Annotated in this window: 9 protein-coding genes and 1 tRNA gene; 5 read left to right on the top strand and 5 right to left on the bottom strand. The window is 37.1% G+C overall.

What is annotated here, in order from left to right:
• Window positions 1-76 precede the first annotated feature (76 nt).
• The 4 genes from FTU62_RS14720 (at window position 77) to FTU62_RS14705 (ending at window position 3,662) form a co-directional block, all read left to right on the top strand.
• Complete coding sequence (locus FTU62_RS14720) at window positions 77-1,120, top strand: DUF932 domain-containing protein (RefSeq protein ID WP_180103054.1); 1,044 nt, start codon at window positions 77-79, stop codon at window positions 1,118-1,120.
• Between the two features lie 122 nt (window positions 1,121-1,242).
• Window positions 1,243-2,292: a YqaJ viral recombinase family protein gene (locus tag FTU62_RS14715; RefSeq protein ID WP_180103053.1), complete on the top strand. Its 1,050-nt coding sequence runs from the start codon at window positions 1,243-1,245 to the stop codon at window positions 2,290-2,292.
• Window positions 2,293-2,408: 116 nt separating this feature from the next.
• Window positions 2,409-3,338 carry a hydrolase or metal-binding protein gene (locus FTU62_RS14710; protein ID WP_180103052.1) on the top strand — a complete coding sequence of 310 codons (930 nt, stop codon included), beginning with the start codon at window positions 2,409-2,411 and terminating at the stop codon, window positions 3,336-3,338.
• Between the two features lie 96 nt (window positions 3,339-3,434).
• A complete protein-coding gene (locus tag FTU62_RS14705; RefSeq protein ID WP_004681576.1) occupies window positions 3,435-3,662 on the top strand; it encodes an AlpA family transcriptional regulator in 228 nt (75 codons plus the stop codon).
• A gap of 103 nt (window positions 3,663-3,765) precedes the next feature.
• Here FTU62_RS14705 and FTU62_RS14700 read toward each other — a convergent pair whose 3' ends face one another.
• The 5 genes from FTU62_RS14700 to FTU62_RS14680 form a co-directional block, all read right to left on the bottom strand.
• Window positions 3,766-5,826: a UvrD-helicase domain-containing protein gene (locus FTU62_RS14700; protein ID WP_180103051.1), complete on the bottom strand. Its 2,061-nt coding sequence runs from the start codon at window positions 5,824-5,826 to the stop codon at window positions 3,766-3,768.
• A complete protein-coding gene (locus tag FTU62_RS14695) occupies window positions 5,810-7,615 on the bottom strand; it encodes an ATP-dependent endonuclease (RefSeq protein WP_180103050.1) in 1,806 nt (601 codons plus the stop codon). Before FTU62_RS14695 ends, FTU62_RS14700 begins: the two co-directional genes overlap by 17 nt.
• A 217-nt stretch (window positions 7,616-7,832) precedes the next feature.
• Complete coding sequence (locus tag FTU62_RS14690; RefSeq protein ID WP_180103049.1) at window positions 7,833-9,047, bottom strand: integrase arm-type DNA-binding domain-containing protein; 1,215 nt, start codon at window positions 9,045-9,047, stop codon at window positions 7,833-7,835.
• Between the two features lie 175 nt (window positions 9,048-9,222).
• A tRNA-Arg gene (locus FTU62_RS14685) sits at window positions 9,223-9,298 on the bottom strand.
• Between the two features lie 73 nt (window positions 9,299-9,371).
• On the bottom strand, window positions 9,372-10,760 hold the full coding sequence (locus FTU62_RS14680; protein WP_180103048.1) for an amino acid permease: 1,389 nt from the start codon (window positions 10,758-10,760) through the stop codon (window positions 9,372-9,374).
• 330 nt (window positions 10,761-11,090) lie between these two features.
• On the opposite strand from FTU62_RS14680, the gene prpF reads away from it, so the two are divergent.
• On the top strand, window positions 11,091-12,281 hold the full coding sequence (prpF, locus tag FTU62_RS14675) for a 2-methylaconitate cis-trans isomerase PrpF (protein ID WP_078193050.1): 1,191 nt from the start codon (window positions 11,091-11,093) through the stop codon (window positions 12,279-12,281).
• The last annotated feature ends 162 nt before the right edge of the window (window positions 12,282-12,443 follow it).

Below are 12,443 nucleotides of genomic sequence, written 5' to 3'. Positions count from 1 at the left end.
CTAAATCAGGCTGCTGGACTTCATTCCAATCAAGGGATGGGGTTCAGCAGCCTTTTTGTTTATAAGGACAAAACTCATGGCACATCAAATCGAAAAAATGGCGTATGTAGGTGAAACCCCTTGGCATGGTTTAGGCAACCAACTCACGCAAAACCAACCGATTGAAGTCTGGGCACAACAGGCAGGCATGGACTGGCGCATTGAATCTTCCAATGTTAGCTACATGGCGCAGAATGAACGAGGACAAAGCATCATCATGCCCTATGAAGAACAACGAGTGTTATACCGTTCCGATACTCATGCACCACTTTCTGTGGTTAGCCAGCGCTATCAGGAAGTGCAACCCAAAGAGATTCTACACTTTTACAAAGATCTGACTGAACAATCGGGCTTTGAACTGGAAACCGCAGGGGTACTCAAAGGTGGCAAGAAGTTCTGGGCATTGGCACGTACAGGACAAACATCAGCCTTAAAGGGTAAAGATGTCAGCAATGGCTATATTCTCTTAGCAACTGCTTGTGATGGCACTCTAGCGACTACAGCGCAATTCACCTGTATTCGAGTGGTGTGTAATAACACCCTAGCCATCGCCCTGAAAGGACAAAGTTCAAGTGCAGGCGTGGTTAAAGTGCCACACAGCACCAAGTTTGATGCAGAGAAAATTAAACAGCAATTGGGTATTTCAGTGCGTGCATGGGAAGAGCACATGTATGAAATGAAACAACTCAGTCAACGAAAAGTCACTCAACAGGAAGCAGCAGCCTACTTTGATGCCGTGTTTAACAATACCAGTCTGAGTATTGCTGAACAGGATGACAGCATTATTCAGTTTTATCGCAATGTTGCAACACATGCAAACTCAACAGCTGAGACCACAAAAGCCGAACCCAATGGACGAGCAATGTCTAAAGTCATGACCATGTTTAACGGGCATGGACGTGGGGCAGAACTAAGTTCAGCCAAAGACACCGCGTATGGGCTGCTATGCAGTATCACCGAATTTGCTGACCATGAACGTCGAGCCATGAGTCAGGATCATCGACTCGATTCAGCTTGGTTTGGTGCAGGAGCAGGCTTAAAGCAACGTGGCTTAGAACAGGCTTTACGCATGATTGCCTGAGCTCAAACACTTAAGCCCAACTAACCCAACAAATCAATTAACCAATACATCTTAGATAACTCACAGCCACATCTTCGGATGTGGCTTTTTTATGCCCGAAATTTACAAAATAGGAAATCATTATGAATACAGCACTAAACACGCCTCTCAATGTAACACCGAATCCAATCGTTAATATCCATGCCAATCGTCCCAAACTTTTTACCGCCAAACGCTTTGTGGATACCAAGAAACTTAGCCAAGCCGAGTGGTTAGAAGTACGTCGGCAAGGCATCGGTAGTAGTGATTGCGCTGCTGCTTGTGGGCTGAATCCCTATATGTCGATGCTGGAGCTGTGGATGATTAAAACAGGGCGGATTCAACAAAACATCGAAGATGAAAGCGAGGGACATGCACCCTTGTACTGGGGTAAACAGCTTGAACCTTTAGTGGCTGAATACTACAGCATGCACACCAACTATAAAGTTCGTCGAGTCAATGCCGTATTACAACACCCTGAACCTGATAAATATTTCATGTTAGCTAACTTGGATTATTCGGTGGTGGGTGATGCCGATGTGCAAATCTTGGAGTGTAAAACCGCAGGGGAATATGGCGCCAAACTATGGCGTGATGGTGTGCCTTTATACGTGTTGTGTCAGGTACAGCATCAATTGGCGGTGACAGGCAAACAAGCAGCCCATATTTGCGTCCTCATTTGTGGGCATGAAACCCGTATCTTTAAAGTAACTCGTTCAGAATCGGTGATTCAACACATCATCGATACAGAGCGTTACTTCTGGGAATGTGTAGAAAAGGATACCCCACCTGAAGCGGATGCCAGTGAATCGGCAGCTAAAGCCTTACAGCTCCTCTATCCTGAACATGTACCACTCAGCACCATAGACCTCACTGAAGATACGCAAGCCAATCAACAGTTTGAGCAACTGCTTCAAGCACGCAACCAAATTGAAAAGCATCAGGAGCAATTCGATCTACTCAAACACCAGTTACAAGCCAAGATACAACAGGCTGAACATGCAACATTCATCAATGGCTCGGTGACGTGGAAAAAGGCTAAAGATTCGATCAGCTTAGACAGTAAGGCATTACTGAAACAGCATCCTGAATATCTGAATCAGTTCCCTCAAAGCAAGCAAGGTTCACGGCGTTTCAATATTTATACCGATTAGCCTAAGCAAAACATTGCACCCCCAACAACTCAAATCCCATACATCAGCGTATGGGATTTTTTTATGCAAATTTTCTTTTAACTAAGCAGCACATTTAAACGACAGAGGAAAACACAATGATCAAAGGTTTAGTCATCACACCGCCTATTTTAGGGCGAATCAGTATTGGTAAAGTGGTCGAAAAGAATGGCAAACGCCTACCTGAAAAAGATGACCAATTCACCATTACCAGTCAAATTCAAGGAAAAGAAGGCTGGATTAAACATCCATTGGATGAGCAACTTCGAGCCAAAGCGCAAAACCAAAAACTTAGAACCATACCAGTGCGGATGATCTTCAATGATCCTGAACTGAATTTACGCGCAGAGTACAGTTTATTTGATCGTCAAACGGGACGACCGATCTGTGTAGGTAATGGTGAAACATGTCAGCGAATGACCAATCAAGGGATTGAACAACACCCATGTCTTTCACCTGATCTCTGTCCTTTGGCACAAGGAGGTAAATGTAAACCTTATGGACGTTTGCATGTCAATTTGGATGAGTCGGATGAACTCGGCACATTCATCTTTAGAACCACAGGTTTTAATAGTATTCGGACTTTGGCAGCAAGACTTAGTTATTACCATGCTGCATCGAATGGTTTGCTGTCCTGCCTACCTTTACAACTCACACTTAGGGGAAAATCAACCACACAAAGCTATCGAACGCCTGTGTATTATGTAGATTTAACTTTGAGAGATGGGGTTAACCTTCAACAAGCCATTCAAATGGCACAAGACATTGATCAACAAAGCAAAGCTTCTGGATTTAATCAATATGCTTTAGATCAAACTGCACGGCAGGGGTATGGTAATGCTAAGTTTGAATTGAATGCTGAAGAAGGATTGGATTTGGTGGAGGAGTTTTATACGGATGAGCTTGTTGAGTCTGAACAGGTACAGTCTGAGCCTAAAGGTAAGGCTAAGCCTAAATTTCAGCAGGGGCAAGACTTTGTGCAGGATATTCAGAAAGGCTTACAGCAGAATGTACGAGCTGTGAATTAGATGGGATTAGACAAGATTGGACTCAGTAAAATTTTATTGGACTGCCCTATTATCTGAGCGAATCACCGCTCGCATCAATGATTAGGAGTCAACATCATGAATGCGTTCACAGGTCAAACTTTTCAGATGAATCAGATTATTAACTTGAAAGAAGTTATGCGAATTACAGGGTTAAGTCGTGCAACGATTTATAACATTATGGATGAGCGTCATAAACAATATGATCCAACATTTCCCAAACAGACGAATTTAACAGTTGGTCGTGTTGGATGGTCAGCTTGGGAAATCAATCAATGGATTGAATCTAAGTTGGCGAGTCGATAAAAGGTGGGGGCTTCGGCTCCCTTATTTTTGTAGAAAATGAAATAAAATTTTAAGATATTCTTGGCATTCATAGAACTCAATAAAATTATAACAATCAATTCTTTTAACTAGATATATCCTTAATTTCCCATATATCTCGATCTATTGTGTTCAGGTATTGTTCAAACCTATCCTTGTGAATCGCTATACATAGTAGCTGAGTTGCTCGTGAAAACCCTACATATGCCATTTTTGTTGATTGTTTCGCTCTTTCTGTGGTTAGATTAAAGGGATTTCCTAAAAATTGATTTGCAAGTCTTTGTGATTCATAAGATTTAGTATTACTGCCTTTTCCATCTTCATAATAATATGATTCTAAATATAGTGTTGCATCATGTGTTTGCCCTTTGACAGAATGTACACTAGTAATTTCAATTTTTAGATCATTTTCTTCAATAATATTTGAAGCGGGAATATGATTCTGACTAGTTTGGTCAATGCCAGTTGTGTCATTATTGATAAAATCACTGCACTTTGAAGAAAGTCTATGATTTTCTTTAAAATAAGAAATGAATACAGGAATATAAGTTTGTAAGTCGTACAAAGCCTGATTCTTTTCATTTCTAATTATTTTTAAACAAAATTGATAAACTTTTAAGTTTAGATCTGCATAATTTAGTTCTGAGTTTACCTTTAAGTGGTTAATTAAATTTGAAATAGTATAAAGGCGATTTTCATTTGTCGAAATATTTTCAATTCTTAAAATCTTAAGTAGGGCATGAAAAATATTTTTTCTAATCATAGATAGAGTAGTGTATTTTTTATCATAAAAATGAAGATAACTCTTTAAGCATTTATATTCTTCTTTGGGTTTTTGCTCATTCTTTTTAAAAACTTGATGATAATCTTCTAATCTGAGCTTAGAAGGATTAGCACGGCTATCTTCATCATCTTTCCAATCAGTATTCCAACTGATGACTTTTATTTGTAGAGGTTTTTCCTGATAAGTGCAAAGCTCACCTGAATTTTTGTACTGTTGCACAAGTTGAGAAAAGTGTGGGATAACGTTCTGAATGGATGAATTCGAAAATAATAAGATATGTGGTTTAAGTTGACATTCATTCATGCCTTGAATATCCGTACAATGTTCAGGATACAGAGCAAAATTTTTAACAATATTTGCAATAGGACTACTTAAACGTTGACTATTTGAAAGGTAAAGAACCGTATGTCTATCTTGCCAAATTGAATTTGTTTTTACTGAACTATATATAGATTGATTTTTGTCACCAATTCTTTGAAGAATTGATTGGCTGCTCCTATCGTCATAGAATATTTTTTCTATTAAATTATATTGATGAGTATCTATATCTTGCATTTCATCGATAAAAACATAGTTAAATCTTTTTTGTAATAAAGATTTGAGTTGAGTATTGGAATTAAGATGATACTCACCTAATATATATGCGTAGTCAAATGAAATAATGCCTTTATTGAGTACTTCAAATATTGTCTTTTTAAGACCAATAAATTTTTTATTTGTGGGTGTTTTAAGACTAAAATCTGACGTAAAATTTTCAATCTGATTTGTATTAAAATTGAAATAGGTGTTTTTTACTTCATTATCAATATATTGTTGTATTAACGTTTTTCCTTCTGACGTTTGTACCTTGTCTTTTGGTACTTTATTTATATGTCTTCTATAAAAGAGACTTGTTGGTTTTTCATATTTTTCAGCCCAAGCAATCTTTTTAAACTCTTGAAGAATTTCATCCTCATACTTTTCTTGGTCTACCCAAAGTAATTTTTTATTAAAATAATTTTGAAAAAAGGGTTTTGTAAGAAACTCATCTACAAAACTTTGTATCGTTCCAATAAAATTGGGATAACGAAAAAGTTTTGGACAGTACTGTTGAATTCTTTCTTTAATTTCATCTACTGCCGCATTGGTATGCGACAGGACTAAAATTCCTGAGCCGTCATGCAAAGGGAGCTTAGTTTCTAAAATTAATAGTTTTGCCAAAAGAGCAGTTGTTTTTCCACTACCTGGCACAGCTTGTAAATCTATCGTAGATAAATTACGGATAAAGTTTCGCCGTTCATCATCAAAGGTCTTACCTTGAGGTAATAAAATATTTTCAGCGTATTGTATATCTTCATCTGTGATTTTAATTGTTTGTGACATATCGAATCGCCTCGATTAAATAATAAATACTATCTGTCGTATCTGTTTCGTGTAAATTTATAGTTCTAACAGATTTTTCTTTTTTCATTTCCACATCTAAATCATGTGCTAAACGATAAGCTATTTCTGTTTTTTTTAGTCCTTGGTTAATTAATTTTTTAGCAAGCTCTAATTCAAAATTACTATCCCACGAAGTTTTAGTATGAATCGCTTTAGCATGTATTTGAAATGAGGATGTAAGTTTTTTGGATTTAAAAATAGAATATTCTAAAGTCCATTGCTCAGCAGCGTAATATTTAACATTTTGATTCGATTTTTCATTAATTTCTTTAAGTTTATTAGCAATTTCACTTTCTAGTACTTTAGATGATTTGAGATTGTAGTCTTCTCCAACTTTTTCATAAGTTCTCACATCAGAGTCGGTAATCACGGCGACAGGAATTAACATGTGTGGTTCTTTTTTTCGAAGAAAAATATTGACATAGTATTGAAAACCAACCCCACCAATATTAACAACTGAGATACCTTTAGCGGTAAGATCAATACCAATCGCTTTTGCAATACTTGGAATTAAAATTTCTTCAGCCCATCCTTCGACAAGAATTACACCTTTAGCAAAGAAAAGATTTGATTTTGTTGTATCAAGGAATTTTTCTAGAAATATATAATCTTTTGTATCTAACATCGTATATGAACTTCCTAACGGAAAGGCATTACTTTTGTTACATAGAATTAAATTTTCCAGTTTAACTTTTGATGCTAAATTAGGACTGTGTGTTGAAAGAATTAATTGAATATTTGTTTGTCTTTGTAAAGCCTCAATGACTTGCATTTGAGCTTGAGGGTGTAGGTGTGCTTCTAGTTCTTCAATCAATCCTAAACGTAAACCATGCCAATCTTCTTTATTTAGGTGAAGCAACTCCGCTGCCATAAAAAGTCGATTTAAAGTTCCTAAACCTACATTTCTTTGTGATTCTAAAAAAAGAGAAAATTTCTCTAAAATACTTTTTAGTTCTGTTGCAGAAACATTAAATTCAGTAAAAATACCTTCGTTATAGAAATCTTTAATGTAACCATCAATTTTATCTTTAATTGCTTTTCCATCTTCATAAGTTTCTGTTGCAGTATTACCATCTTTATCTATAAAACTTATTTCTTCGCCTTTAAAATATTTTTTTAAATTTGTATTCAGGCCTTCAAACATATGAACAAGTTCATGATTTTGCTCTTTGTTTTTAAAAGTAGGATCGCCCAATAAAATTTGGGAAAGCCGAGAGTTTCGTTTTGAGACTAACTCATTTTCGGCATCTCTTAAAGGTCTTAAATATGTTATTTTAAGATATTCTTTAGCTTCGGCTGTTAGTAAATAACCCTCTGAGTCTGCACCTGCCTTTACATCTGATGGATTAATTTTGTTTTTATTACGCGTAACATCATAATTTAACTTTAAAAATGTTTGGGTATCAGCTCCAGTACCTTTCCATCCTAACCATTCTGTAAAATTTTTAGCTTCATCATCAGTTAAGCCACAAAATTCAAGCTCAATTCTAAATCGTGTAGAGCCATCAAAAAAATCTTTATCTTCTACCTTGATGTAATCGTAGCTATGAGTTTTTAAAACCAATTTAATGGCATCTATGATTGCTGTTTTTCCCGAATCATTTTCACCAATTAGCACATTAAGACCTTTTGTAAAGTTAAGGTCTAAATTAGGTTTTGTTAGATCAAATGTAGTGGCAACTTCACCGTATTTTCTAAAGTTCCAAAGTTTTATGTTTGATAAGTACATAAGTTATGCTATTTAAAGTCAGTAAATTCTTGTATAAATTATTTATATCATAAGTCTGTGATTCAAATAATAAATCCATTATGAACTTTAGTCCCCCTTAGCTTTTTTACTCTATTAGGATTGTATTAATAATTAGGAGGTTTGATTCATTTACTCCTCCTCATAGACCCCCGTTAATTAGCCTTTTTATTTGAGTGAGCTAGTATTAGTTTATTCTTTATGAAGAAGCCTTCAATTCATCACAATAATCAGCCCATCTTTGCATCATTATTTTTCTTTTGTCTAAATGCTTGGTACGGTTATAAGCGCGGCCATGCATGTCTTTTACTTGATGAGCAAGTTGTTGCTCAATAAGTTCAATTGGAAACTCCAAAACTTCTTCTAATATTGTACGTGCAGAAGCGCGGAAGCCATGTCCACAGGCTTGCTCACTGGTATAGCCTAAGCGACGCAAAGCTTGATTGATAGTATTTTCTGACATCGGTTTTAAGTTGGACGTCGTTGCTGGGAATACATATTCACTTTTAGCTTTTGTTATTTGAGCAAGTTCAGAAAGTAAATGAATGACTTGAGTTGATAGGGGGACAATATGCTGAACGCCTGTCTTTGATTTTGTTTTTGGAGGAGTATAACTCCATAAGCCTTTTTCAAGATCGATATCTTGCCATTTGGCATGTCTTAATTCACCTGGGCGAACAAAAACTAATGGTGCAATGCGCAGGGCATATCGAGTGATTGCTGAACCTTCATAATGATCAATGTCTTTTAGGAGCAAGGCAAAATCTTTAGGTTCTACAAGCGCTGCCATGTGTTTGACTTTGGGAGGGGAGATTGCACCTTTTAAATCTTGAGTAACATCACGTTCACAAAGTCCAATTGAAACAGCATAACGGAGGATCTGACCACATTTTACTTTGACCTTTTTAGCAGTTTCTAATTTTTCTTCTTTTTCATAAATCCGACAAACTTTAAGGATATCCATAGCTTTAATTTCATGAACTGGGATATTTCCAATATGTTGATTAATGACGTCTAATAAGCGTTGTTGTCCTTTAATTGTTGATTCAGCAAAATCTTGTTTTGCCATCCACTCATTTGCAATATTTTTGAAAATATTATTATTCGTATTTAATATCTCATTCTCAATTCTAACCTTTTCAACATGTGGGTCGATATTTTGAGAGAGAAGGGTACGAGCTTCATCTCTTTTAATCCGTGCTTCAGCGAGGCTAGTCGTTGGATATATACCAAAACTAATGGTATTGCGTTTTTTAGTGTAAGGACGACTATAGTCAAATTTCCAATATTTATAGCCATTTTTGTGAATGAACAAATAAAGACCTAAACCATCTGAAATTCGTTGGTGCTTGTTTGGATCAGCTTTAAGGCTTTTGATCTTACTATCAGTAAGGCTTTTGACTATTTTTGGCATTTTTACAGTACACAGTTTTGCATATAAAAGTTTGTACTGTAATTTATACTGTAAAAAATATTAGCTCACAAGAGAATTTATAAGATTAACTTAGACTTTGTGTTTGTTATTCTATTGAATTATATATATTTTAATTATTGGTTTGGCATGCTGTAGACCAAAATAAACTATAAAATGGTGCGCTCTGCGGGACTCGAACCCACGTCGGTCGCTTAGGAGGCAACTGCTCTATCCGGTTAAGCTAAGAGCGCAAGACGGAGGCTAATGTACTCCTATTTTAGCTAAAAAAAAAGTTATTGCCGAAACAATAACTTTTTAAATTACTTAGTCTTTATGAACTTCATTGGGGTCAATGTCACTCAAATCTTTGGGATTAAGATAGTTAAACATTAATAACATGACCGTAATCCAAACAGGGATCATTAGAACTGATTCCATAAAGCCCTGAGTCCACATAATAAATAGAACTAAAGCAATAAAGATCAGAACGATGTAGTTGCTGACTGGTGCCCAAAGTGCAGGATATGAGGTTTTAAAATTCAAAATACGTTTTGCACGACGGAACTGTAAGTGAGTCATGGTAATCATCGCCCAGTTCAGGACAAGCGCACCAACAACAACATACATTAAGTGACCAAGTGCATCTTCAGGTACGAAGTAGTTTAAGAGTACACAGCCGAAAATCAATACTGCAGAAAGTAATACTGCTGGAATTGGCACGCCACTTTTGTTAGTTTTTGCGAAAACTTTTGGTGCATTACCTTGCTTCGCCAAGCTGTAAAGCATACGGCTATTGGCATACATACCGCTGTTATAAACAGACAGTGCTGCAGTTAGGATAATGAAGTTCAGTAAATGTGCAGCCCAATCAATACCCAGTTGGCTAAAGATCATCACAAATGGACTTTTGTCTAGACCACCTAGTTCAAGCTGATTCCATGGCACAAGTGACAATAGAATAGTCAAAGAACCCACGTAGAAAATCAAAATACGAAATACAACTTGGTTAATTGCTTTTGGAATAGTTTCTTTTGGATTTTCAGCTTCCGCTGCCGCCATACCAATCAGTTCAATACCACCGAAGGCGAACATCAAGAATGCCAGCATGAAGAATAAGCCTTCAAAACCATTTGGGAAAAAGCCGCCCTGACTCCATAAGTTGGTAAATGATGCTGTTGAGTTAACATCTGCAGTCAGTAGCAAATACAAACCGAATACGATCATAGAAATAACCGCAGTGACTTTAATAATCGACAGCCAAAACTCTGATTCACCATAAAACTTCACATTACCTAAGTTTACTAAAGTAATGATCACGAAGAAGAACAGTACAGATGCCCACGCTGGAATATGAGGCCACCAGTAATTGATGTATTTCGCAACAGCGGTGAGTTCTGTCATTGCCACTAAAATATAGAGAATCCAGTAGTTCCAACCTGTTAAGAAACCTGGAAATTTCCCCCAATATTTATATGCAAAATGGCTAAATGAACCTGCTACAGGTTCATGGACGATCATTTCACCCAACTGACGCATAATTAGAAAGGCGATCAGACCGCCAATGGCGTAGCCGAGAATAATGGATGGTCCAGCAGATTGAATCACATGCGCTGAGCCCAAGAATAAGCCTGTACCAATTGCACCACCCATGGCAATCAATTGAATATGACGATTCTTTAAGCCACGCTTGAGTTCGGAGGAATTGGTAGTCAAGTTACTCTTCCCGAGAATGGTTTAATTTTGGTAATTGTAATGTATAGAGAATGAATAGCCTAGTAGCTCAAAATTTATGAAAAATATTTATAAGTTTAATAACCTAATTTTTGTTTTAAATGCTGAATTAAAAATTTATGAATCAATAGATTAATTTTATTTTAATTGAAATTCTGATACTTGGCTTTATATGGAAAAGGTATCAAATGTTGTTTTTTTATACTTAAGTCATGTGATTGTTAAAACTTCAATTAAACATTGTATGATACAAAAGCGCAGAAAAGAAAGCTCTGCCAAAACACAATGATAAAGATTAAGGATTCAATAAAAATGAGTTTTGCTCCCCAAATTAAGATTCCAGCGACTTATATGCGTGGTGGTACTAGTAAAGGTGTATTTTTCAAGCTAGATGATTTACCGCTTGCAGCACAACAAGCTGGAAAAGTTCGCGACCAACTTTTATTACGTGTGATTGGCAGTCCAGATCCTTATGGCAAACAAATTGATGGGATGGGTGGAGCGACTTCAAGTACCAGTAAAACCGTGATTTTGGCAAAAAGTTCACAGCCTGAGCATGATGTAGATTATCTATTTGGACAAGTGTCGATTGATAAAGCATTTGTCGACTGGAGTGGTAACTGCGGAAACTTAACGGCAGCGGTTGGTGCATTTGCCATTTCAAATGGTTTGGTTGAAGCATCACGTATTCCTGAGAATGGTTTGTGTACGGTTCGTATTTGGCAAGCCAATATTCAAAAGACCATTATTGCGCATGTACCTATTACTGATGGTGCAGTACAAGAAACTGGTGATTTTGAACTAGATGGTGTGACCTTCCCAGCAGCCGAAGTTCAAATTGAATTTTTAGACCCCGCAGATGATGGTGAAGATGGCGGCGCTATGTTCCCTACAGGGAATTTGGTCGATACCTTAACCGTACCCGATGAAGGCAGTTTCCCTGCAACATTTATTAATGCAGGCATTCCAACCATTTTCTTAAATGCAGAAGATATTGGTTATGTCGGCACTGAACTGCAAGATGCGATCAATGGTGATGCCAAGGCATTGGCCCGTTTTGAAAAAATCCGTGCTTATGGTGCGCAGCAAATGGGTTTGATTTCAGATATTGCAGAAGCAGAGCAACGTCAACATACCCCAAAGATTGCATTTGTTTCAAAGCCGAAAGCCTATACATCTTCGAGTTCTAAACAAATTTCAGAACAAGATACGGACTTATTGGTTCGTGCCTTATCAATGGGGAAACTGCATCATGCCATGATGGGCACAGCGGCAGTTGCCATTGGTACAGCTGCGGCGATACCGGGGACGCTTGTGAACTTAGCCGCGGGTGGTGGGGAGCGAGAAGCTGTGCGTTTTGGACATCCATCTGGGACGCTACGTGTAGGTGCGCAAGCAATTTATGAAAATGGTCAGTGGGTCGTTAAAAAAGCCGTGATGAGCCGAAGTGCGCGTGTCTTAATGGAAGGCTGGGTGCGTATTCCTGCGGATAGTTTAGATTAAGCATTTAACATCGAATTAGAAATCAGCCTCTGCTTTGCAGGGGCTTTTTTTTGCCTTTATCTTTTATATGAATAAGCAAATCATGAATTGGTATATATTTTTATATAATATGAACTGCATTTAATATTAGAAAGTTTCTGTGATTTATGTCAGATTAATTTT

The sequence above is a fragment of the Acinetobacter sp. YH12126 genome (assembly GCF_013418745.1).
Classification (GTDB): Bacteria; Pseudomonadota; Gammaproteobacteria; order Pseudomonadales; family Moraxellaceae; genus Acinetobacter; species Acinetobacter amyesii.
Note: the sequence above shows the minus strand (reverse complement) of the source record. Positions and strands in the feature narration are given on the sequence as shown.

Coding starts and splice junctions, on each gene's coding strand:
- FTU62_RS14720 (WP_180103054.1), top strand. CDS start 77: ATGGCACATCAAATCGAAAAAATGGCGTATGTAGGTGAAACCCCTTGG.
- FTU62_RS14715 (WP_180103053.1), top strand. CDS start 1,243: ATGAATACAGCACTAAACACGCCTCTCAATGTAACACCGAATCCAATC.
- FTU62_RS14710 (WP_180103052.1), top strand. CDS start 2,409: ATGATCAAAGGTTTAGTCATCACACCGCCTATTTTAGGGCGAATCAGT.
- FTU62_RS14705 (WP_004681576.1), top strand. CDS start 3,435: ATGAATGCGTTCACAGGTCAAACTTTTCAGATGAATCAGATTATTAAC.
- FTU62_RS14700 (WP_180103051.1), bottom strand. CDS start 5,826: ATGTCACAAACAATTAAAATCACAGATGAAGATATACAATACGCTGAA.
- FTU62_RS14695 (WP_180103050.1), bottom strand. CDS start 7,615: ATGTACTTATCAAACATAAAACTTTGGAACTTTAGAAAATACGGTGAA.
- FTU62_RS14690 (WP_180103049.1), bottom strand. CDS start 9,047: ATGCCAAAAATAGTCAAAAGCCTTACTGATAGTAAGATCAAAAGCCTT.
- prpF (WP_078193050.1), top strand. CDS start 11,091: ATGAGTTTTGCTCCCCAAATTAAGATTCCAGCGACTTATATGCGTGGT.